Here is a 22789-nt window from a genome sequence, read left to right as displayed (position 1 = left end):
GCTAACGAACTAGCCTAAGCTCACCGGGCTCAGATGATCTGATGCGCCGACATCCTTTCCCTACTCCTGTGGAAACGCTGTCTCGCTTAGCTAGTACAGAGGACTCAGCATGACCAAGACCACGCCTGAAAAGGATCTGCGCATAGAGACGATCCGCGGACTGGCGCTGTTTCTGATGGTAGCGGGCCATGTCATCGGTAGTTCGTCCACCCTGGGCCTGAAGGTGCCCGACGAATCCGTGCTGCGCTATCTCTACGATTCTCTCGTTTACGTCCGGATGCCGCTGTTCACCGCCATTTCTGGCTATGTCTATGCCTTACGTCCGGTCAACACCGGCAGCGACCTGTCGCGCTTCTACCAGGGCAAGTTCAAACGCATCGGCATTCCCCTGCTGGTGGTCTCGACGCTGTTCTTCGCCTTGCAGATGGCCGTCCCCAACACCAACTACAAGCCGCAGCTGACCGACATCTTCAGCATCTACTTCTTCAGCTACGCGCACTTCTGGTTCCTGCAGTCGATCTTCTGCGTTTTCGTGGTGATCGCCCTGTTGGAAAAGGCCGGCCTGCTGCTGACCCTGCGCAACTTCGGGCTGGTGTTTGCCGTCGCTCTGGCGGCGTCCTTCGCCTGGGAGAGCTTCCCGGACCTGTTCAGCCTCTACAAGGCGGTGCAGTTGTTCCCCTTCTTCCTGCTGGGCCTGGGTCTCTACCGCTTCAGCGAGCAGCTCATCACTCGTCGCAATATCATGACGATGGCGGTAGCCCTGGTGATCCTGGTGGCAATCGACCAGGCCTATCTGTTCGAACTGGTCGACCTCGACGAAGGCGACATGGCCGTGGTGGGCACTGCCCTGGGTCTTGCCGCCATCAGCCTGCTGATCGCCCGCCGCTTCTACTTCAAGCCGCTGGCCTGGCTGGGCTATTTCTCCTTCGAGATCTACCTGTTCCACGTGTTCGGCACCGCGGGTGCCCGCATCGTGCTGAACAAGCTGCAGGTGCATAACATCTGGGTGGTCTTTACCGTCAGCATGATCCTGGGGCTATTCCTGCCTGTGGCGCTCAAGGTGGTGCTGGAGCGGATCAGCCCGCTGCACTTCCTCAGTGTCGCCTTCTTTGGCGCCAAGACGCGCGTCAACCGCGCCACCCCACCGCTGCAGAAGAAAGCCACCGCCTGAGGCGACTGGACAATAAAAAACCCACGCCTTGGCGTGGGTTTTTTATTGTCTGCCACATCACTCGACGCTGAGGACGACGCGGCCCCTGGTAGGGCACTGCTCCATGCAGCGATGGGCCTCGACGAACTGCTCGAAGGGAAAGACCTGCTTGATCTGCGCCTTGAGCAACCGATCGCGGGTCAGCTGGTCAATGTGCTGCAGCGCCTCGCGGACCGCGGCGCAATCGGCCTCCAGGCCCATCTCCGGCTGGCCGGTGAAGTCCTGCACGCAGTGGATGTAGAGCTTGAATTTCTTCTTGAAGGCCGCGCAGGCCGGCAGCGGGGTCTGGTTGCCACCGTTGAGGCCGTAAAGCAGCAGCCGACCACGCGGCGCCATGGCTTCGCCAAGCAGCGCCAATTGCGGACCACCCAGGGCATCCAGGGCCACGTGCACACCAACGCCATCGGTGATGCTAGCGATGCGGCTGACCAGATCCTCTTCCTCGGCGGCGATGACCCGTTCCGCGCCCAGTTCACGCAGATAGTCGCGGTCCGCCGCGTCGTGGGTACTGGCGATGACGCGGCCGCCCAGGGCCTTGGCCAGCTGGATGGATGCCGGTCCGCAGCAGCGGCTGGCATCGGTGATCAGTACCCATTCCCCGGCTTGCAGGCGCGCCTGGTGCACCAGACCGGTATAGATGGTGAGCAGCGGGTTGTAGTGCACCGCGGCCTCCGCGGGCGAAAGCACGTCTGGATAGCGCACCAGGGAGGTGGCCGGATAGACCAGGTCATCACCATAGGCCGGATAGCGATTGATGTCGTGGCCGAGAAAACTGGCCACCGGATCACCTATCGCCAGGTCGGCGACACCCTCGCCCAGGGCGGTCACTATTCCGGCCATTTCGCAGCCAAGACCCGCCGGCGGTACCGCCTGCTCGGGGGCCAGATTCTGCCGCCAGAGCACGTCGTACCAGCTCACACCGATGGCCTGGACCCGCACCATCACCTCGCCGGGCCCAGCCACAGGCGTGGGCCGGTCGATGCAGGTGAGCACCTCCGGCGGGCCGAATTCGGTGAACTGGATCAGGCGGGACATGGGACTACCTCGCGTTGATGCCGACCCCGGAACGGTTGCCGAGGCGGACTGCTATGACTAGGACTCTAACCAGCCTTACCTTAGGATTCTATGCATCCCCATCGATAATGGACATCGGGGGTATCGATCCACTCCCTATCGGGGCCCGAATGAACCGTACCGATCTGCGCCGCGTCGACCTCAACCTGCTCATCGTGTTCGAGACCCTGATGCTCGAACGCAGCGTCACTCGTGCCGCGGAAAAGCTGTTTCTTGGCCAGCCGGCCATCAGCGCCGCCCTGGCGCGGCTGCGTACGCTGTTCGACGATCCGCTGTTCGTGCGCACCGGGCGCAGCATGGAACCCACGCCGCGCGCGCAGGAGATCGCCGCCCTGCTGTCGCCGGCCCTGGACCAGATTTCCAGCGCGGTGAGCCGGACCCAGAGTTTCGAACCGGCCAGCGCCGACCGGGTATTTCGCGTCGGCCTGTCCGACGATGTCGAATTCGCCCTGCTCCCACCACTGCTTAGAAGAATCCGCATCGAAGCGCCGGGGACGACCCTGGTGGTACGCCGCATGAACTACCTGACCGCCGCCGGCATGCTGGCCTCCGGCGAGATCACCGTGGCGGTGGGCTACACCGAGGAACTGCCGGCCAATGCCAAGCGCCGCCCGGTGCGTCGCTTCGGCTTCAAGGTCCTGCGCGCCGACAGCAAGCCCGGCCGCCTGACCCTGGACGAATACTGCGCCCGCCCCCATGCCCTGGTGTCCTACGCGGGTGACCTCACCGGCTATGTCGACGAGTTGCTGGACAAACTTGGCCGCCAACGCCGGGTGGTGCTGGCGGTACCCCAGTTCAACGGCCTGGGGTCGCTGCTGGCGGAAACCGATCTGCTGGTGATGGTCCCGGATTACACCGCGCGCCTGCTGGCCAGCACCGGCGGCCTCCGCTACGAGGATCCACCCGAGGAGCTATGCGACGGTGGCCATGAGCTGCCCATGGCCTGGAGCGGCGCCCAGGATCACGACCTCGGCGAACGCTGGCTGAGGTCGCGCATCCAGATGTTCATTGGCGACCCGGACAGTCTCTAGAGATCCACGCCTGCGGCCAATCCCTAACACCGTGCCTGAAAGGCCTCTACGGCGCGCCTTTTCGCCCACCACCATCACCGCCAGCGATACCTACAGCAAAACCATCACCGCCATCGATAAATAAGTTCGAGCCCTTCGATTCGTCGCCGACGTTGCCCGGCGGCAGACTCGCCTCCTGACCTCTTTCCACCTCGGGCGGACTCGAACATGGATCTCTTCGCGAAAACCCTCGGCCCCCTGGCCCTGACCTCCACGCTACTGCTCGCCGCCTGTGGCGACTCCCATCCCCAGGCCAGTGCCGCACCGCCCGCGCCCAAGGTGAGTGCCGCCGAGGTGCTGCGCCAGCCGGTGGTGGAGTGGGACGAGGTGACCGGCCGGCTGGAAGCCCCGGAATCCGTGGTGGTCCGCCCCCGCGTGTCGGGCTACGTCGACCGCGTCTTCTTCCACGAGGGGACCCGGGTCAAGCGCGGCGATCTCTTGCTGCAGATCGACCCGCGGCCCTTCCAGGCCGAGGTCAAGCGCCTCGAAGCCGAACTGCAACAGGCCCGCGCCAGCGCCAGCCGCACCGCCGACGAAGCCGCCCGGGGCGAGCGCCTGCGCAGCAGCAACGCCATCTCCGCGGAAATCGTCGAGGCCCGTCGCAGCGCTGCCCAGGAAGCCAAGGCCAGCGTCGCCGCTGCCCAGGCGCAACTGGACGCCGCGCGCCTGAATCTGGGCTTCACCGAGGTCCGCGCCGCCATCGACGGTCGCGTCGGTCGTGCCGAGGTGACGGCCGGCAACCTGGTCAACGCCGGTGATACCCGCCTCACCACCCTGGTCTCCACCGACAAGGTCTATGCCTACTTCGACGCCGACGAGCGCGTCTTCCTCAAGCAGCAGACCCTCGCCCGCCAGGGTCAGCGCGGTGCCGCCAGCCCGGTCTATATGGCGCTGTCCGACGAGAACGACTTCTCCCACGAAGGCCACATGGACTTCATGGACAACCAGCTCGATCCGCGTACCGGCACCATCCATGGCCGCGCGGTGTTCGACAACGCCGACGGCCGCTTCACCCCGGGGCTCTATGCCCGGCTGCGTCTGGTGGGCAGCGGTACCTACGAAGGCACCCTGATCCAGGACGCCGCCGTGGGCACCGACCTGGGCAAGAAATTCGTGCTGGTGGTGGACGGCCAGAACAAGGCCGCCTATCGCACCATCGAACTGGGTCCGCGCCTGGAAGGCCTGCGCCTCGTGCGCAAGGGGTTGGAAGCCGGCGATCGCATCGTGGTCAACGGCCTGCAGCGAGTGCGCCCGGGCATGACCGTCGATGTCCAGTCGGTGCCCATGGCCGATGCCACCACTCTGGCCGCCCTCAAGCGCCAGCGCGATGCGGTATTGGCCAGCCTGCCAGCACCCACCCAGCCGCTCAAGGTGGGTAGTCGCTAGGCCCCAGGCTCCACCCCTTCCCGTTTCAGACTTTCACCCGTCCAGGCATCGCGGTATCGCGGTCATGGACCGCTCCTACGGTGGCTTCCGTGCCTGTAGGAGCGGCCCATGGCCGCGATGGCTGCGCCTCTGCACGCCTTTCGCTCAAGGACTGCTCCGATGAACTTCTCCCAGTTCTTCATCCGCCGGCCGATCTTCGCCGCCGTGCTCTCGCTGATCATCCTGATCGGCGGGGCCATCTCGCTGTTCCAGCTGCCGATCAGCGAATACCCCGAGGTGGTGCCGCCCACCGTGGTGGTGCGCGCCACCTTCCCTGGCGCCAACCCCAAGGTGATCGGCGAGACCGTGGCCGCGCCCCTGGAGCAGGCCATGAACGGCGTGGAGCACATGCTCTACCTGTCGTCCCAGTCCACCGCCGACGGCAAGCTGACCCTGACCATCACCTTTGCCCTGGGCACCAACCTGGATACCGCCCAGGTGCAGGTGCAAAACCGTGTCACCCGCACCCTGCCCAAGCTGCCGGAAGAGGTGCAGCGTCTCGGCGTGACCGCCGACAAGGCCTCGCCGGACCTGGCGATGGTGGTGCACCTGACCTCGCCGGATCAGCGCTATGACATGCTCTATCTGTCCAACTACGCCCTGATCAACGTCAAGGACGAGCTGGCGCGGCTGGACGGCGTGGGCGACGTCCAGCTGTTCGGCATGGGCGACTATTCCCTGCGCGTCTGGCTCGACCCCGACAAGGTCGCCTCGCGCGGCCTGACAGCCAGCGACGTGGTCGCCGCCATTCGCGAGCAAAACCGTCAGGTCGCGGCGGGCGCCCTCGGCGCGCCACCCGCGCCGGGCAGCACCAGTTTCCAGCTGGCCATCAATACCCAGGGTCGCCTGGTGGATGAGGAAGAATTCGCCAACATCATCGTGCGCGCCGGCAGCGACGGCCAGATCACCCGGCTGCGCGACATCGCCCGCATTGAACTGGGCTCCAACCAGTACGCTCTGAGATCGCTGCTGAACAATCAGCCGGCGGTGGCCATCCCGATCTTCCAGCGTCCCGGCAGCAACGCCATCGACCTGTCCAACCAGGTGCGCGCCAAGATGGCCGAGCTCAAGCAGAGCTTCCCCCAGGGCATGGACTACGAGATCGTCTACGACCCGACCATCTTCGTGCGCGGCTCCATCGAAGCCGTGGTGCACACCCTGTTCGAAGCCATCATCCTGGTGGTGCTGGTGGTGATCCTGTTCCTGCAGACCTGGCGCGCCTCCATCATTCCCCTGGTGGCAGTGCCGGTGTCGCTGATCGGCACCTTTGCGGTGATGCACGCCTTCGGCTTCTCGCTCAATGCGCTATCGCTGTTCGGGCTGGTACTGGCCATTGGCATCGTGGTGGACGACGCCATCGTGGTGGTGGAAAACGTCGAGCGAAACATCGGCCTGGGCCTGGAACCGGTGGCGGCCACCCGGCGCGCCATGAGTGAAGTGACCGGGCCCATCATCGCCACCGCCCTGGTGCTCTGCGCGGTGTTCGTGCCGACCGCCTTCATCTCGGGCCTCACCGGACAGTTCTATCGGCAATTCGCCCTGACCATCGCCATTTCCACGGTGATCTCGGCCTTCAACTCCCTGACCCTGTCGCCGGCCCTGGCCGCGGTGCTGCTCAAGGCCCACGACGCGCCCAAGGACCGTTTCTCGCGGCTGCTCGACCGGTTGTTCGGCGGCTGGCTGTTCGCCCCCTTCAACCGCTTCTTCGAAAAGGCCAGCCACGGCTACGTCGGCGCCGTGCGCCGGGTGCTGCGCGGTAGCTCCATCGTGCTGGTGCTCTATGTGGTACTGCTGGGCCTGACCGGTCTGGGCCTGGTGAAGACGCCGACCGGCTTCGTGCCACCCCAGGACAAGCAGTACCTGGTGGCCTTCGCCCAGTTGCCCGACGCCGCCACCCTGGATCGCAGCGAAGAGGTCATCCGCCGCATGTCGGCCATCGCCCTCAAGCACCCCGGCGTGGAAAGCACCGTGGCCTTCCCGGGCCTGTCCATTAACGGCTTCACCAACAGCCCCAACAGCGGCATCGTCTTCGTGACCCTGAAGCCCTTCGAGGAGCGCCGTGATCCCTCGCTGTCGGCCGGCGCCATCGCCGCCCAGCTGAACGGCGAATTCGCCGCCATCCAGGAATCCATCATCGCCATCTTCCCGCCACCGCCAGTGCAGGGGCTGGGTAGCATCGGCGGCTTCCGCCTGCAGGTGGAAGACCGTGGCAACCTGGGTTACGAGGAGCTCTACGCCCAGACCCAGAGCGTGCTGGCCAAGGCCCGGCAGCTGCCGGAACTGGCCCCGGAGTCGCTGTTCACCAGCTACCAGGTCAATGTGCCGCAGATCGATGCCCACATCGACCGCGAGAAGGCCAAGACCCTCGGCGTGCCCATCGACGCCATCTTCGACACCCTGCAGGCCTACCTGGGCTCGGTCTACGCCAACGACTTCAACCGTTTCGGTCGTACCTTCCAGGTCAACGTCCAGGCCGACCAGCGCTTCCGCCTGGAACCCGAGCAGATCGGCCAGCTCAAGGTGCGCAACGACCGCGGCGAGATGGTGCCCCTGTCCACCTTCGTCAAGATCAGCGATACCGCGGGGCCCGACCGGGTGATGCACTACAACGGCTTCCTCACCGCCGAGATCAACGGCGCGCCGGCCCCGGGCTACAGCTCCGGCCAGGCCCAGGCGGCCATCGAGCAGCTGCTCAAGCAGGAGCTGCCCAATGGCATGACCTTCGAATGGACCGAGCTGACCTACCAGCAGATCCTTTCCGGCAATACCGCCCTGCTGGTGTTCCCGCTCTGCGTGCTCTTGGCCTTCCTGGTGCTGGCCGCCCAGTACGAGAGCTGGAGCCTGCCGCTGGCGGTGATCCTGATCGTGCCCATGACCCTGCTTTCGGCCATCACCGGGGTGCTCTTGGCCGGTAGCGACAACAACATCTTCACCCAGATCGGGCTGATCGTGCTGGTGGGCCTGGCGTGCAAGAACGCCATCCTCATCGTCGAGTTCGCCAAGGATCAGCAGGCCACCGGCAAGGACCGCGTCGCCGCGGTGCTGGAGGCCTGCCGCCTGCGCCTGAGACCCATCCTGATGACCAGCTTCGCCTTCATCATGGGCGTGGTGCCCCTGGTGACCTCCACCGGCGCCGGTGCCGAGATGCGCCATGCCATGGGCGTCGCGGTGTTCTCCGGGATGCTCGGGGTGACCTTCTTCGGGCTGCTGCTCACGCCGCTCTTCTATGTCCTGGTACGTGCCTTCGTGGAGCGTCGCCAGGCCCGATCCGCCCTTGCTCAGGAGGCCCAGGCATGAAGGTCTTCGCTCCCCTGCTACTGGCGCTGGCGGTTTCCGCCTGCGCCGTCGGCCCGCACTACCAGGCGCCCGCACCCGCGCCTGCGCAACTCAAGGCGAGCCAGCAGCCCAACGTCTACGACCAGGGTCGTTTCGAGGCGCTCTGGTGGCGCCAGTTCGAGGACCCGACCCTCAACGCCCTGGTCGCCAGCAGCCTGGACGGCAACCGCCAATTGCGCGCCGCCTTCGCTCGGCTACGCGCTGCCCGCGCCCTGCGGGACGACGATGCCAACGACCTCTATCCGACGGTCACCAGTCGCGCCAGCAGCCAGCTGGGCAAGGCCCAGCAGCCCGGGCTGACCGAGCAGCGAGTCAATAGCGAGCGCTATGACCTGGGCCTGGACATGGCCTGGGAGCTGGACCTGTTCGGTCGGGTCCGCCATACCCTGGAAGCCAGCGATGCCCGCGCGGAAGCCGCGGCCTCGGATCTCGCCGGACTGCAGGTCAGCCTGATCGCCGAACTGGTGGACGCCTATGGCGACCTGCGCGGCGCCCAGCTGCGCGAACGCATCGCCCGCGACAACCTGGGCAACCAGCGCGAGGCGCGCCGCCTGACCGTGACCCTCAGAGACGAGGGCATGGGCAGCGACCTGGACGTGCAGCGCAGCGAAGCGCGCCTGGCCGCCACCGAAGCCAGCCTGCCGGAATTCCAGGCCCAGGCCAGCCGTGCGCGCAACCGCATCGCCACCCTGCTCGGCCAACGCCCGGATGCCCTGAGCGTGGACCTCTCGCCCAAGGCCCTGCCGGCCATCGCCAAGCGTCTGCCTATCGGCGACCCCGCTGCCCTGCTACGCCGGCGCCCGGACGTGGCCGCCGCCGAACGCCGCCTGGCTGCCGCCACCGCCGACGTCGGGGTGGCCACCGCCGACCTCTTCCCGCGGGTCAGTCTCTCCGGCTTTCTCGGCTTCACCGCCGGGCGCGGCTCGCAGATCGGCAGCAGTGCGGCGCGCGCCTGGGGTCTGGGACCGAGCATCAGCTGGGCGGCCTTCGATCTGGGCAGCGTGCGCGCCCGCTTGCGCGGCGCCCGTGCCGGCTCCGACGAGGCCCTGGCCAACTACGAGCAGCAGGTGCTGACCGCCCTGGAAGAGAGCGCCAATGCCTTCAGCGACTACGGGCGACGCCAGGAGCGCCTGCAGGCGCTGATCCGCCAGTCGGTGGCCAGTCGCACCGCCGCCGACCAGGCCGAGATCCGCTACCGCGAAGGCGGCACCGACTTCCTGGTACTGCTCGATGCCCAGCGCGAACGCCTGGCCGCCGAGGACCAGCAGGCCCAAGGCGAGATCGAGCTCTATCGCGGCATCGTCGCCCTCTACAAGGCCCTGGGGGGTGGCTGGGAGGTCCAACCGGCCCGCCTCGCCCAAGGCCAAGGCCAAGGTTCCCCCGCGTCGGCGCTCTGACCGCTGGCGCTTACCCCCGGCACGCGTGTTCTCTTGCTCCTTTGGCGTGTCGGGTTTTTTCTTCCCTGTCCCGGCGCTTCGCCCCACCGAAGCGCCGGGTACCTCCTTTCCTTGCCAACCTGAGCAAAAGCCCGTTCCAGAGGTCTCAGTGAGACCCGAACGGCGGCTGCCAGGCGGTTGAATCCTCTGCTGGACACTGCGGGCCTGTTTCCTAATATTTTGTAAGGGAGACAGGGCTAGGATTTTGAGGTCTCTCTTTTATTATCACCTTAGGTTATTAAACCTTCGGTTCTTGTACGAAACTCGAAGATCGGTTCCTCCACCTCTCGCCGTCTTGGCGATCTCTGCGTGGACGGATCGAATGCCGCTCGAGGTCTCGAGGGAGCCCCATCTATCCACCGCCGTGAGGCGCTCAGCTAAAGGATGCAGGCATGGTATTGGCGCTGATCATCGCGTTGCCCTTTCTAGGAACACTGCTGTCGCTGGCGACTGATCGCTTCGGGCGGCGTGCCTGTGCTCTGGGTACCGCCATAGCGCCTGCCGTAGCCCTGGCCCTGCTGGCCTCGCAACTGCCGGCCGTGCTCGACGGCGCCGTGCTGCTGCAGCGGCTGGACTGGCTGCCGACCCTGGGCCTGAACCTCAGCCTGCGCCTGGACGGCCTGGGCCTGATGTTCGCCCTGATGATCCTGGTCATGGGCCTGCTGGTGATCCTCTATGCCACCTATTACCTGGGCAAGGACGAGTCGGTCGGCCGCTTCTTCGCCTACCTGCTGCTGTTCATGGGCGCCATGCTGGGCGTGGTACTGGCGGAAAACCTGCTGCTACTGATGGTGTTCTGGGAGCTGACCAGCCTGTCGTCCTTTCTGCTGATCGGCTTCTGGAGCCACAGCAAGGAAGCCCGCCAGGGCGCGCGCATGGCCCTGACCGTCACCGGCGGCGGCGGTCTCGTGCTGCTCGCCGGCGTCCTGCTGATCGGCCATATCGTCGGCAGCTTCGAGTTGACCGACGTACTCGCCGCCGGCCCGCTGATCACCGGCCATGCCCTCTATCCACTGGCGCTGATCCTGGTGCTGCTGGGCGTCTTCACCAAGTCCGCGCAATTTCCTTTCCACTTCTGGCTACCCCAGGCCATGGCCGCGCCGACGCCGGTCTCGGCCTATCTGCACTCGGCGACCATGGTCAAGGCCGGGGTCTTTCTCCTGGCGCGCTTCTATCCGGCGCTGGCCGATTCGGAGTGGTGGTTCTACATCGTCACCCTCACCGGGCTCACCACCCTGGTGGTGGGCGCCATCCTGGCGTTGTTCCAGCATGACCTCAAAGGCTTGCTGGCCTATTCCACGATCAGTCACCTGGGCCTGATCACCCTGCTGTTCGGCCTCGACACCCAGCTGTCCACCGTGGCGGCGGTGTTCCACATCCTCAACCACGCGACCTTCAAGGCCTCGCTGTTCATGGCTGCCGGCATCATCGACCACGAAACCGGCAGCCGCGACATGCGCCGCCTCGCCGGGCTCGGTCGCTACATGCCGCATACGGCGGCGCTGGCCATGGTCGCCGCCGCCGCCATGGGCGGGGTGCCGCTGCTCAATGGTTTCCTGAGCAAGGAGATGTTCTTCAACGAGACCCTTCATCACGGCCTGTTCGGCAGCTTCAGCTGGATAGTACCGGCGGTGGCGGTGCTCTATGGCGTCTTCTCGGTCGCCTACTCACTGCGCTTCATTCACGACGTCTTCTTCAATGGCGAGCCGCGCGACCTGCCCCACTATCCGCCCCATGAGCCACCGCGCTACATGAAGATCCCGGTGGAGATCCTGGTGTTGCTGTGCCTGCTGGTAGGCGTGGTGCCGGGCTATACCGTGGCGCCGCTGCTGGCCGCCAGCGCCAGCGCCGCCCTGGGCGGCAGCCTGCCAGAGTACAGCCTGGCCATCTGGCACGGCTTCAATACCGCCCTGATGATGAGCATCCTGGCGATGATCGGCGGGGTGCTGGTCTACGCCTTCCGCCAGCCGCTGTTCCGCTGGCAAGAGGGCCTGCCCGACATCGACGCCCGCCAGGTCTTCGAGCACGCCATGAATCGTCTGGTCGGCTTCGCCCAGCGCCTGACCCTCTGCCTGGAAAGCGGGTCGCTGCAGCGCTACATCACCCTGATGCTGCTGGCGACGCTCGTGCTGCTGGTGGCGGCGCTGTCGGGCCTGGACAGCCTCACCGGCCCCGTGGCCCTGGCGCCCTTCGATCCGCTCACCGCCCTGGGCCTGGGCATCCTGATGCTGACCGCGGTGCTGACGGTGTATTTCCACCGCAACCGGCTCAAGGCACTCATGGCTCTGAGCACCGTGGGCCTGATCGTCGCCCTGCTGTTCGCCCGCTATTCGGCACCGGACCTGGCACTGACGCAGCTGTCGGTGGAGGTGGTGACCGTCATCCTGCTGGTGCTGGCGCTGTTCTTCATGCCGGATCGCACGCCCATCGAGTCCAGCAGCCTGCGCGGCCTGCGCGACGTGCTGCTGGCCAGTGGCCTGGGGCTGATGGTGGCACTGCTGGCCTATGCCGTGCTGACCCGCCCCTATGAGCACATAGGCGACTTCTTCCTGGCCAACTCGGTGTCCGGCGGCGGTGGCTACAACGTGGTCAACGTCATCCTGGTGGACTTCCGCGGTTTCGATACCCTTGGCGAGGTGACCGTGCTGGCCATCGCCGCCGCCGGGATCTACGGTCTGCTCAAGCACCTGCACCTGCCGCATCCGCTGGTCGACCCCAAGGGCACCCCCTGGTCGCGCGACAGTCACCCGATGATCCTCAACAACGTGGCGCGGGTACTGCTGCCCCTGGCCCTGCTGGTGTCGGCCTTCATTTTCGTGCGCGGGCACAACCTGCCCGGTGGCGGTTTCATCGCCGGCCTGGTCACCGCCATCGCCCTGATCTTGCAGTACGTGGCCCATGGCGTGGCCTGGACCCAGCGCCGCCTGCCGATCAGCTACCACACCATCTGCGGTGTCGGGGTATTGATCGCCGCCCTCACTGGCCTGGGGTCGCTGGTCTTTGGTCGCCCCTTCCTCACCACCGCCTTCGACTACTTCGCCATTCCGCTGATCGGCAAGACCGAACTGGCCACCGCCCTGATCTTCGACCTTGGCGTCTATCTGGCGGTGGTCGGCGCCACGCTGCTGATCCTTTCCAACCTGGGCCACGTCAGCCGCGACGAGACGGACACCGATGGATCCAGCCAGGAGGTGCTCTGACATGGAGATCCTGTTCTGCACGACCCTCGGGGTCCTCGTCGCCACCGGCGTCTACCTGCTGCTCAGAGCACGCCTCTATCCGGTGGTGCTGGGTCTCACCCTGCTCTCCTACGCGGTCAATCTCTTCCTGTTCGCCATGGGTCGGTTGCGCACCGGCGTGCCGGCGGTGATCGGCAAGGCTGCCGAGCATGCCGATCCGGTGCCCCAGGCGCTGGTGCTCACCGCCATCGTCATCGGCTTTGCCATGACCGCCTTCGTGGTGGCCCTGTCGCTGCGCGCCCTGGGCGAATTGCGCACCGACCATGTGGATGGCGAGGAGCCGCGCCGATGAACCACCTGATCATCCTGCCCATCCTCGTCCCCCTGTTTACCGGCGGCTTCCTGCTGATGCGCCCACGGCTATCCGCCAGGGCCTCGCGCGGGCTATCGCTGCTCGCCACCTGGACCCTGCTGCCGCTGGCGGTGCTGCTCCTGCGGCGGGCCAGTGGCGGTCAGCTGGAGGTCTACGCCCTGGGCGACTGGGCGGCGCCCTTCGGCATCGTCCTGCTGCTGGATCGCCTGGCCGCGCTGATGCTGCTCACCGTGGCGGTGCTGGCCGCTGGCGCGGTGCTCTACGCCTGCCGCGGCGACGATGCTCGCGGCCCGGACTTCCATGCGCTGTTCCAGTTTCAGCTGCTGGGCATCAACGGCGCCTTCCTCACTGGCGACCTGTTCAATCTCTTCGTCTTCTTCGAGATCCTGCTGATCGCCTCCTATGCCCTGCTGGTGCACGGCGCCGGACCGGACCGGATACGCGCCGGTCTGCACTACGTGGTGCTCAACCTGGTGGGCTCGGCGCTGTTCCTGATCGGCATCGGCCTGCTCTACGGCCTGCTCGGCACCCTGAACATGGCCGACCTGGGCCTGAAGGTAGCTAGCGCCGACCCCGAGCGCGCGCCCCTGTTGGCTGCTGCGGGCTTCCTGCTGCTTGTGGTCTTTGGCCTCAAGGGCGCCATCCTGCCGCTGTACTTCTGGCTGCCCAGCGCCTATTCCGCGGCCAGCGCGCCAGTCGCCGCGCTGTTCGCCATCATGACCAAGGTCGGGCTCTACGCCATCGTCCGCGTCTTCCTGCTGGTGTTCGGCGCCGCGGCCGGCCCGCTTGCGCACTATGTGCTGCCCTGGCTCTGGCCGCTGGCGGCGGTCACTCTGGCCGCCGGGGTATTCGGCGCCCTGGCCGCCCACCACCTCAAGGCGCTGCTCGGCTACCTGGTGGTCATCTCGGTCGGCATGCTACTTACCGGCGTCGCCCTGGGCAGCGTCGCGGGCCTGGCCGCTGCCTTCTTCTACCTGGTGCACAGCACCTGGATCGCCGGTGCCCTGTTCCTGCTGGCCGACCTCATCGCCCAGCAGCGCGGCCTCCAGGGCGACATCCTCAAAAGCGGGCCCGAGCTGCGTCATCCGCGTCTATTGGGCGGGCTGTTCTTTCTCGGCGCGGTCTCCGTCGCCGGACTGCCGCCCTTCCCCGGCTTTCTCGGCAAGGTGATGCTCCTGCAGGCCACCGGTACCGCCTGGCCGGCGCTGATCATCTGGCCGGTAGTGCTGCTGGGTGGGCTGGGCATGATCATCGCCCTGTCCCGCGCCGGCACGACGCTGTTCTGGCGCGCCAACAACGTGGCCCTGGAGGTGCGCCTTGATCGCATCCAGCTCGCCGCGACCCTCGGCCTGCTGCTGGGCAGCCCCCTGCTGATGGCTGCGGCGGCTCCGCTGCATGGCTACGCCCTGGAGACCGCCCGGCAACTGCTGGATGTCTCCGCCTACTTCGACATCGTCCGGGGGGTTGGCCCATGAAGCGCTGGCTACCGCACCCACTGCTCACCGGGCTGCTGACCCTGGCCTGGCTGCTGCTCAACAACAGCCTGAGCCTGGGCCAGTTGCTGCTGGGTCTGCTGTTCGGCTGGGGGATCCCGCTGCTCTGCCGGGACTTCCTGCTCACCGCCCCGCGCCTGCGGCGTCCTGGCCTGCTGCTGCGCTACATGCTGATGGTGATGTACGACATCGTCGTCGCCAACCTGCACGTCGCCCGCCTGGTGCTGGGCCGCCCCGAGGCCCTCCGGCCGGCCTTCATCGAGGTGCCCATCGACATCGAGGACGAATTCCTCCTCACCCTGCTCGCCTGCGTGGTTTCCCTTACCCCCGGCACCGTGTCCTCTGGCCTCAGCGGCGATCGCAAGACCCTGCTGCTGCACGGGCTGGACGTCGAGGACAAGGAAGCGATGATCCTCCAGGTCAAGACCCGCTATGAAGCCCCGCTCAAGGAGATCTTCGAATGCTCACCTACGTGACCCTGCTGTGCCTGGGGATGATGGGCATAGCCGCCGTGCTCAACGTCTATCGGCTGGTCAAGGGCCCCGACATGCCTGATCGGGTACTGGCGCTGGATACGCTCTATATCAACGTCCTGGCGATCATCATCCTGTTCGGGATCTGGCTGGCCACCGACGTCTTCTTCGAAGCGGCGCTGCTCATTGCCGTGACCGGCTTCGTCGGCACCGTGGCGCTGGGCAAGCATATGCTCCATGGCGAAATCATCGACTGACGTAGGAGCTACCCCATGCCCTTCTGGCTCGAACTCCTGATCTGCGTCCTGCTGCTCATCGGCAGCAGCTTCGCCCTCATCGGCGCCGTTGGCCTGTACCGGCTGCCGGACTTCTTCATGCGCCTGCATGGCCCGACCAAGGCCACCACCCTGGGCGTGGGCAGCACCATCATCGCCTCCATGCTGTTCTTCAGCGTCCAGGGCGATGGCCTGAGCCTGCACGAACTGCTGATCGCCCTGTTCATCTTCATTACCGCGCCAGTCAGCGCCCACATGCTGGCGCGCGCCGCCATCCAACAGAAGGTCAAGCAGGTGCAGCGCACCGACGGCCAGCCGTGGCGCTGAACCAGGATTCGACAACTCGCCAGCGCGGGGCTGGCGAGCTGCTGGCGGTCCTAGCGACCGCCGCTGACCTTGCTGAAGTCCTGGCGACCGAAGGGATTGGGCTGATAGCCCTCGACAGTGGTCTTGGCCAGTACCGTCACCGTCGGATGGGCCAACGGTAGCCACAGCGCCTGGTCGTGGATGATGCGCTGCGCCTGGTGGTACACCGTGGCCCGCGCCATCTGGTCGGCCAGGGTCTTGCCCTTGCTGATAGCGCCATCCAGGGTCTTGTCGCAATAGCGCGCGAAATTCAGCCCCGATTGCACCGAGGCGCAGGAGAATTGCGGCGTCAGGTAGTTGTCCGGATCACCGTTGTCCCCGGCCCAGCCCATGAACAGCAGATCGTGCTCGCCGGTCTTGGCGCGGCGGATCAGCTCGCCCCACTCGATCACCTGGATCTGGGCATCGACACCGATCTTCTTCAGGTCGGCCTGCAGCATCTGGGCGCCCAGTTGCGGATTGGGATTGAGCAGGCTGCCGCTGGGCCGCGTCCAGATGGTGGTCTTGAAGCCATCCTTGACGCCCGCCTGGGCCAGCAGGGCCTTGGCCTTGGCCGGATCATAGGGGTAGGCCGGCACATCCTTGGCGTAGCCCCAGGTGGTGGGCGGATAGATGTTGTCGGCGGCCACCGCGGTGTCCTGGAACACCGCCTTGAGATAGCTCTGCTTGTCGAAGGCCAGGTTGATGGCCTGGCGCACCTTGATGTTGTCCAGCGGCGGATGGGTGGTGTTGATGCCGACGAAGGCGGTCATGAAGGCCGGCGTCTGCAGCACTTGCAGGCTCTTGTCTTCCCGAGCGCTCTGCAGATCCTGAGGCTTGGGCGACAGGGCGACCTGGCACTCGCCACGCTTGAGCCGCTGCAGGCGCACCGCCGAGTCCGGGGTGATGGCGTAAATCAGGCCATCCAGCTTGGGCTTGCCGGCGAAATAGTCCGGATTGGCGGCATAGCGCACCACCGCATCCTTCTGGTAACGCTTGAAGACGAAGGGCCCGGTACCGATGGGCTCGTCGTTGAGCTGAGCGGTCTTGCCGGCCTTGAGCAACTGGTCGGCGTATTCGGCGGAGTAGATGGAGGCGAAGCCCATGCTCAGGGTCGGCAGGAAGGTGGCGTCCGGGCTGTTGAGCACGATGCGCACGCCGAGATCGCTGGTCTTTTCCACGCTCTTGATCAGCTTGGGCCACTGCATTGACTGGGCATGGGGGTAACCGCTCTTGGCCACCGCATGCCAGGGGTGATCCTTGTCCAGCATGCGCTGGAAGCTGAATACCACGTCATCGGCCGTCAGGGTGCGGCTGGGGGTGAAGTAGTCGGTGTGGTGAAACTTCACGTCCGGGCGCAGGGCGAAGTCGTAGGTCAGGCCGTCGTTGGACACCGTCCAGCTTTGCGCCAGGCTCGGTACCAGCTTGCCTTCGCCAGCGTCGTACTCCACCAGCCGATTCATCAGCACATCGGCCGAGGCGTTGGTGGTGGTCAGGGAGTTGTATTGCACCACGTCGAATCCATCCGGACTAGCTTCGGTGCAGACGCTGAGCGTGGCGGCCTGAGCCAGCAGGGGCGCGAAGAGCAGAGGCAAGGCGGCGAAACGCATGGAAGATTCCTTGTAGATCCGAGGTGGGCAGACGGTGAGCGCCTGGCTGACAGCGGCCAAAGGAGCGCTGCGGGCGGTCGTCTGGCGGGCGTAGATGGTTTGTCTCGTTCGTTCTAAACTAGACCACCCGTCCGTCTGTCACAATGCTTCTGACCGACGAACGGTTGACATTCCGTCCAGGCCCACACAGTGCGGGGTTTGCAGGCATTTCATCCGTCGCCCCACCTTGTTATCCCAGAGTGCTTCTGGTATAAAACAGCGCTCTTTTTTCGGGGTATGGCCGCTTCAGGTCCCCGGCATTTGCCGGCTTTCCCCGTCAAAACAGGAATCAATACAGTTACAAGCGGCCAACCCATGCCGGGTTTGGCATGAGGTTTATGAGGGCTGAGCCATGTCGAGAGTTTGCCAAGTAACCGGTAAGGGTCCGATTACTGGGAACAACGTTTCCCACGCTAACAACAAAACCCGTCGTCGTTTCCTGCCGAACCTGCAGCATCACCGTTTCTGGGTAGAATCCGAGAAGCGCTTCGTGCGTCTGCGCGTTTCTGCCAAGGGCATGCGTATCATCGACAAGCGCGGTATCGAAACCGTCCTGTCCGAGCTGCGTAGCCGCGGCGAAAAATTCTAAGGGGATTCGTCATGCGTGAATTGATCCGTTTGATTTCCAGTGCCGGTACCGGTCACTTCTACACCACTGACAAGAACAAGCGCACCAAGCCCGAAAAGATCGAAATCAAGAAATTCGATCCGGTCGTGCGCAAGCATGTCATGTACAAGGAAGGCAAGATCAAGTAATTGATCGCCCCTTGAACAAGAAACCCGCCTCGGCGGGTTTTTTGTTGTCTGGCGTTTGCGGCTCCGGCGCCGGGAGCGCCGGACGCCAGTCAGACGGTCATTTGAACTGGCCGGTCAGCTCACGCAGGGCGGCTTCGGCACCCAGGATCTTCTGCATGCACTCTCGCGCCTTGGTCGGATCTATGTTCAGCCGCGTATAGAGATCGTCGGGAATGGGCTGAGCAGGGCCGTTGCCGATGCCCTCGCCGCGCAACAGCTGCACCGCGAGAAAGATCAGATTGGGATAGACCGCCTGCTCGCCGCGATACTCGGGATCACCCTGGAAGCGCAGCGCGGTGACCACCTCTTCGGGCATCTCCCAGCAGCGCATCAGGGCGGCGCCGATCTGCTCGCGGGTGATGCCCAGCAGGTGATGCTCGATCACCTGGTGATCCAGCTGGCGGTTGGCCTCCAGATGGCGGCAGATCAGCGTGAAGTGCGGCGGAAAGACGTGGGCCAGCACCAGGTAGCCGAAGTTGTGCAGCAGCCCGCCCAGATAGGCCAAGCCCATTTCCGGTCGCTCGGCCCGGGGCATGGCGCGCGCCAGGCCCTCGATCAGAGCGGCAGTGTAAATGGCCTTTTTCCAGTAGGGAGTTTCCTGCTCAGCCTGGTCGCTGGGCAGGCTCAAGGTCTTGCCCAAGGCCAGACCAAGGGCCAAGTTGATCACCAGATCGAAGCCCAGCACCCGTACGATGGCGTCTTCCACCGAGCGGATCTTGCCAGGCGCGGCATAGTAGGGCGACGCGGCCCAGCTGATCACCTGGGCGGCCAAGGCCGGATCGGTCTCCACCACGTTGGCCAGGTCGTCCACCGTGGCATCGGGATCGACCCGCAGCTTGATGACCTTTTCCGCGGTCTTGGACAGCGGTGGGATTTCCAGGGTCTCGTCCAGGCGCTGGCGGATACGCCGCGCGGTAAAGGCGGTGGCCGCATGGAGGATTTCCGCCTGGTCGCGCTCCGGCTGGCGCAGGTTCGGCTGGATGCCGGCAGCCGGAATGCCGAAGCTGCCCGCGGTCGCCTGGCTCAGGAGACGGCGATACTCAGCTGTTTCCACTTCGAGCAGCAACGAGCGCTCGCCAGACTCCAGCAGCAGGCGCGGCACCTCCAGCAGGCGCTCGTCATAGAGGCAGGGGGAATTGGTCAGTGACGGCAGCCCTGGCAGGACATCCAGCTCATAACGCTCCAGGGTGCGCGCCAGCCGATCCGGTGCCACCACCGTCAGTTGGCGGCCAGTGAACTCCACCAACCGGCGCAGATCCAGCAGCTGATCCTCAGGCAGAAGCACCAGCAACATGCCGACGCTGTCGCTGAGCAGCACCGTGTGCACCCGGTTCGCCTGCGGCTGACGCGCCGTCGCCGACACCGGCCGATAAGCCAGGCTCAACTGGGCGAGCAGTTGCTGGATCGAAGAGGGGACTTCGGGAAGGGGCGAAGCGAGCGCAACATCGGTCATGGCATCTTTATCCTCACGTACGCCCTGGAGTATAACCATTCGGCTCCGTAGGTAGCGTCGTCTGTATAAGCTTTGTCAAACCTGCCCGTATTGCTGTCCATGGCGCAGCCAGCGCTCCAGCAGAGGACCGGCATGACTCGGCCAGCGCACGAGCAGTTCCTGGGCCGCATCGCGTACCGCCGGCAGCCAGTGAGCATCGCGCATCAGATCGGCCACCTTGAATTGCAACAGGCCGGTCTGGCGGGTGCCGAGCATCTCGCCAGGGCCACGCAATTCCAGGTCCTTCTCGGCGATGATGAAGCCGTCGTTGGTCTCGCGCATGATGGCCAGGCGTTCACGACCGATCTGCGACAGCGGCGGATGGAACAGCAGCACGCAATGGCTGACCGCACTGCCCCGCCCGACCCGGCCACGCAGCTGATGCAGTTGGGCCAGGCCGAGGCGCTCGGGATTCTCGATGATCATCAGGCTTGCGTTGGGCACGTCCACCCCCACCTCGATCACCGTAGTAGCCACCAGCAGCTGCAGATTGCCGGCCTTGAACTCGGCCATCACCGCGGCCTTTTCCGCCGGCTTCATGCGCCCATGGATCAGCCCCACGTGCAGTTCGGCCAGCGCCAACTGCAATTCCTCGTAGGTGGTCTCGGCCGCCTGGCAGGTGAGCTCCTCGGATTCTTCGATCAGGGTGCAGACCCAGTAGGCCTGGCGCCCTTCATGGCAGGCGGCGCGGACCCGCTCCACCACTTCCTCGCGGCGGCTGTCGGTCACGCTCACGGTGTTGACCGGCGTCCGCCCGGGTGGCAATTCGTCGAGCACCGAGGTATCCAGATCGGCATAGGCGCTCATGGCCAGGGTCCGCGGGATAGGCGTGGCGGTCATGATCAGCTGGTGCGGCGCCAGGCGGCCATCGACACCCTTCTGGCGTAGCGCCAGACGCTGCTGCACGCCGAAGCGGTGCTGCTCGTCGATCACCACCAGCGCCAGCCGAGCGAAGCGCACCTCCTCCTGGAACAGCGCATGGGTGCCCACCACCATGGGTGCACCGGCGGCGATGCGTTCCAGCGAGCTGGCGCGGGCCTTGCCCTTGAGCTTGCCGGCCAGCCAGGCCACCTCGATGTCCAGCGCGGCAAACCAGCGCTGGAAGTTGAGGAAGTGCTGCTCGGCGAGGATTTCGGTGGGCGCCATCAGGGCCACCTGATAGCCGGCCTCGATGGCCTGCAAGGCGGCCAAGGCCGCCACTACCGTCTTGCCCGCGCCCACATCGCCCTGCACCAGCCGCAGCATGGGTTCGGCCTGGGCCAGGTCGTAGGCGATCTCGCGCCCGACGCGCTGCTGGGCACCGGTAGGTTTGAAGCCAAGGTTATCCAGATACAGCTGCGGCAGCCGGCGGGCGGCTGGCAGGGGCACCGCACGCTGGGCGCGCAGGGTTTCGCGCAGTTGTTGCAATGACAGCTGATGGGTCAGCAATTCCTCGAAGACCAGCCGCTCCTGGGCCCAGTGACGGCCCTCGGCCAGTTCTTCCAGATCCGCATCCGGCGGCGGCCGGTGCAGATAGCGCAAGGCATCGGCCAGCGGGCCCAGGCGATAGTGCTCGGCCATCTCCGGCGGCAGCCAGTCCGGCAGGGACTCGGGCCCCAGCCGCTCCAGGGCCTGGGCGCTAAGCTGGCGCAGGCGCAGCTGGGTCAGGCCTTCGGTGGTCGGGTAGATGGGCGTCAGCGTCTGCTCGACCGGGGCGGGCGCGCTTTCGTCCTGGGCGCGGTATTCGGGATGGTAGATCTCAAGGCCGGAGGCACCGGGACGCACCTCGCCATAGCAGCGCAGCAGGGTGCCGCGGGCCATGCCATCCTTTTGCGCCTGGCTGAAGTGGAAGAATCTCAGCGAGAGCGTACCGCTGCCGTCCTGCAGGCGCACCAGCAGGCTGCGCCGCCGCCCCATGAGCACTTCAGCGGAGGCGACCATACCCTCCACCACGGCGTCCTGGCCGGGCCGCAGGGCGCCGATGGGCACGATACGGGTACGGTCCTGATAGCGCAGCGGCAGGTGGAAGAGCACGTCCTGCAGGGTTTCCAGGCCCACCCGCGCGAGCTTTTCCTGTAGGGCCGCGCCTACCCCCTTGAGCGCGGTGACCGGCGTCGTGGCCAGTTCACTCATGCGGGCTGCACGACGCCCTTGGCTTCGGGGCGGGCCACGGAGCACAACCGCACCGAATCGGCCAGCACCTCGATGGCCTTGGGCCGTGGGAAACTGGCACGCCATGCGATGGCCACGGTGCGATAGGGTACCGGCCGCTCGAAGGGCCGCACCTCGATGATCCCAGGCGCATAGTGGTGACTTTCCACCGCCGAGAACGGCAGTACCGAGACGCCCAGACCCGAGGCCACCATGTGGCGGATGGTTTCCAGGGACGAGGATTCCACCGTGGAATTCTTGTTTTCCTCGTGCTTGCGCACCGTCGGACAGGCTTCGAGGACCTGGTCGCGGAAGCAGTGACCCTCACCCAACAGCAGCAGGCTCTTGTCGCTGAGCTGGTTCTGCGGGATGGCCTTGAGCTTGGTCCAAGGGTGCCGCGCCGGCATCATCACGTAGAAGGGCTCGTCGTACAGCGGCAGGGTCAGGACGTCCGGCTCGTTGAACGGCAGGGCGAGGATGACGGCGTCCAGTTCACCGGTGCGCAGCTTGTCGCGCAGTATATGAGTGAAGTTTTCCTCGATGTACAACGGCATCTCCGGCGCCACCCGGTTAAGTTGCGGAATGAGATGCGGAAAGAGATAGGGCCCGATGGTATAGATGGCGCCGATCTTCAGCGGCGCCGTGAGCTGGTTCTTGCCGGCCTGGGCCAGTTCGCGGATGCCCTGCGCCTGCTCCAGCACCTTTTGCGCCTGGGCGACGATGCCCTCACCGGTGGGGGTGAGGCGCACGGCACTCTTGCTGCGCTCGAAGATCAGAATGCCCAGCTCGTCCTCGAGCTTCTTGACGCCGACCGACAGCGTCGGCTGGCTGACGTGGCAACGCTCGGCGGCTCGGCCAAAGTGCTGTTCCTGGGCGAGCGTGACGATATAGCGCAGTTCAGTCAGGGTCATAGTCAAATTCCATGGGTTGCCGGTCAATCTTAGCGGCTGTCTCTATCGACGGCCACCCACGACCGGCAGGTGCCCGGTCTATCCGGTTGGACCTCGCCCACGCTCAGGCTACCCTGGCCGTCT

18 protein-coding genes are annotated in these 22789 nt (G+C 65.6%); 13 read left to right on the top strand and 5 right to left on the bottom strand.

The window, feature by feature from the left end; all coding sequences use genetic code 11:
* Positions 1–109: 109 nt before the first annotated feature.
* Positions 110–1171, top strand: a complete 1062-nt coding sequence (locus ACWPW1_RS01885) for an acyltransferase family protein (protein ID WP_434775537.1) — start codon at positions 110–112, stop codon at positions 1169–1171.
* A gap of 57 nt (positions 1172–1228) precedes the next feature.
* On the opposite strand, the gene ACWPW1_RS01880 is transcribed toward ACWPW1_RS01885, so the two are convergent.
* On the bottom strand, positions 1229–2245 hold the full coding sequence (locus tag ACWPW1_RS01880) for a zinc-dependent alcohol dehydrogenase family protein (protein WP_434775536.1): 1017 nt from the start codon (positions 2243–2245) through the stop codon (positions 1229–1231).
* Between the two features lie 149 nt (positions 2246–2394).
* On the opposite strand from ACWPW1_RS01880, the gene ACWPW1_RS01875 reads away from it, so the two are divergent.
* The 10 genes from ACWPW1_RS01875 to ACWPW1_RS01830 all read left to right on the top strand — a co-directional run bounded on the left by ACWPW1_RS01875 (position 2395) and on the right by ACWPW1_RS01830 (position 15671).
* Positions 2395–3315 carry a LysR family transcriptional regulator gene (locus ACWPW1_RS01875; RefSeq protein ID WP_313649522.1) on the top strand — a complete coding sequence of 307 codons (921 nt, stop codon included), beginning with the start codon at positions 2395–2397 and terminating at the stop codon, positions 3313–3315.
* Between the two features lie 207 nt (positions 3316–3522).
* Positions 3523–4740: an efflux RND transporter periplasmic adaptor subunit gene (locus tag ACWPW1_RS01870; RefSeq protein ID WP_434775535.1), complete on the top strand. Its 1218-nt coding sequence runs from the start codon at positions 3523–3525 to the stop codon at positions 4738–4740.
* Positions 4741–4899: 159 nt separating this feature from the next.
* Positions 4900–8076 carry an efflux RND transporter permease subunit gene (locus tag ACWPW1_RS01865; protein WP_434775534.1) on the top strand — a complete coding sequence of 1059 codons (3177 nt, stop codon included), beginning with the start codon at positions 4900–4902 and terminating at the stop codon, positions 8074–8076.
* Complete coding sequence (locus tag ACWPW1_RS01860; protein ID WP_434775533.1) at positions 8073–9512, top strand: efflux transporter outer membrane subunit; 1440 nt, start codon at positions 8073–8075, stop codon at positions 9510–9512. The genes ACWPW1_RS01865 and ACWPW1_RS01860 overlap by 4 nt, the downstream gene beginning before the upstream one ends.
* A 431-nt stretch (positions 9513–9943) precedes the next feature.
* The gene (locus ACWPW1_RS01855; protein ID WP_454252301.1) at positions 9944–12751 is read left to right on the top strand and encodes a monovalent cation/H+ antiporter subunit A; all 2808 of its coding nucleotides are present in this window, start codon (positions 9944–9946) and stop codon (positions 12749–12751) included.
* A 1-nt stretch (position 12752) separates the two neighbouring features.
* Positions 12753–13082: a Na+/H+ antiporter subunit C gene (locus ACWPW1_RS01850; RefSeq protein ID WP_058791729.1), complete on the top strand. Its 330-nt coding sequence runs from the start codon at positions 12753–12755 to the stop codon at positions 13080–13082.
* Positions 13079–14578, top strand: coding sequence for a monovalent cation/H+ antiporter subunit D (locus ACWPW1_RS01845; RefSeq protein ID WP_454252300.1), 1500 nt, complete (start codon positions 13079–13081; stop codon positions 14576–14578). Before ACWPW1_RS01850 ends, ACWPW1_RS01845 begins: the two co-directional genes overlap by 4 nt.
* Complete coding sequence (locus tag ACWPW1_RS01840) at positions 14575–15072, top strand: Na+/H+ antiporter subunit E (protein ID WP_271653621.1); 498 nt, start codon at positions 14575–14577, stop codon at positions 15070–15072. The genes ACWPW1_RS01845 and ACWPW1_RS01840 overlap by 4 nt, the downstream gene beginning before the upstream one ends.
* Positions 15057–15326, top strand: a complete 270-nt coding sequence (locus tag ACWPW1_RS01835) for a K+/H+ antiporter subunit F (RefSeq protein WP_059313179.1) — start codon at positions 15057–15059, stop codon at positions 15324–15326. Before ACWPW1_RS01840 ends, ACWPW1_RS01835 begins: the two co-directional genes overlap by 16 nt.
* Positions 15327–15341: 15 nt before the next feature.
* Entirely contained in the window at positions 15342–15671 is a 330-nt protein-coding gene (locus ACWPW1_RS01830; RefSeq protein ID WP_434775531.1) for a Na+/H+ antiporter subunit G, read from the top strand.
* Between the two features lie 50 nt (positions 15672–15721).
* Here ACWPW1_RS01830 and ACWPW1_RS01825 read toward each other — a convergent pair whose 3' ends face one another.
* On the bottom strand, positions 15722–17299 hold the full coding sequence (locus ACWPW1_RS01825) for an ABC transporter substrate-binding protein (RefSeq protein ID WP_271653619.1): 1578 nt from the start codon (positions 17297–17299) through the stop codon (positions 15722–15724).
* A gap of 391 nt (positions 17300–17690) precedes the next feature.
* Here ACWPW1_RS01825 and rpmB point away from each other — a divergent pair, with 391 nt between their 5' ends.
* Positions 17691–17927 carry a 50S ribosomal protein L28 gene (gene rpmB, locus ACWPW1_RS01820; RefSeq protein ID WP_007159903.1) on the top strand — a complete coding sequence of 79 codons (237 nt, stop codon included), beginning with the start codon at positions 17691–17693 and terminating at the stop codon, positions 17925–17927.
* Between the two features lie 11 nt (positions 17928–17938).
* On the top strand, positions 17939–18094 hold the full coding sequence (gene rpmG, locus ACWPW1_RS01815; protein WP_007159904.1) for a 50S ribosomal protein L33: 156 nt from the start codon (positions 17939–17941) through the stop codon (positions 18092–18094).
* A 97-nt stretch (positions 18095–18191) separates the two neighbouring features.
* Here rpmG and ACWPW1_RS01810 read toward each other — a convergent pair whose 3' ends face one another.
* The 3 genes from ACWPW1_RS01810 to ACWPW1_RS01800 all read right to left on the bottom strand — a co-directional run bounded on the left by ACWPW1_RS01810 (position 18192) and on the right by ACWPW1_RS01800 (position 22666).
* Complete coding sequence (locus ACWPW1_RS01810; protein WP_434775530.1) at positions 18192–19586, bottom strand: aminoacyl-tRNA deacylase and HDOD domain-containing protein; 1395 nt, start codon at positions 19584–19586, stop codon at positions 18192–18194.
* A 75-nt stretch (positions 19587–19661) separates the two neighbouring features.
* Positions 19662–21737 carry an ATP-dependent DNA helicase RecG gene (gene recG / locus ACWPW1_RS01805; RefSeq protein WP_454252299.1) on the bottom strand — a complete coding sequence of 692 codons (2076 nt, stop codon included), beginning with the start codon at positions 21735–21737 and terminating at the stop codon, positions 19662–19664.
* Positions 21734–22666, bottom strand: coding sequence for a LysR substrate-binding domain-containing protein (locus ACWPW1_RS01800; RefSeq protein WP_454252298.1), 933 nt, complete (start codon positions 22664–22666; stop codon positions 21734–21736). The genes recG and ACWPW1_RS01800 overlap by 4 nt, the downstream gene beginning before the upstream one ends.
* Positions 22667–22789 lie beyond the last annotated feature (123 nt).

The organism is Pseudomonas sp. Marseille-Q7302 (assembly GCF_965111925.1).
This window is presented reverse-complemented; position numbering and strand designations above follow the sequence as displayed.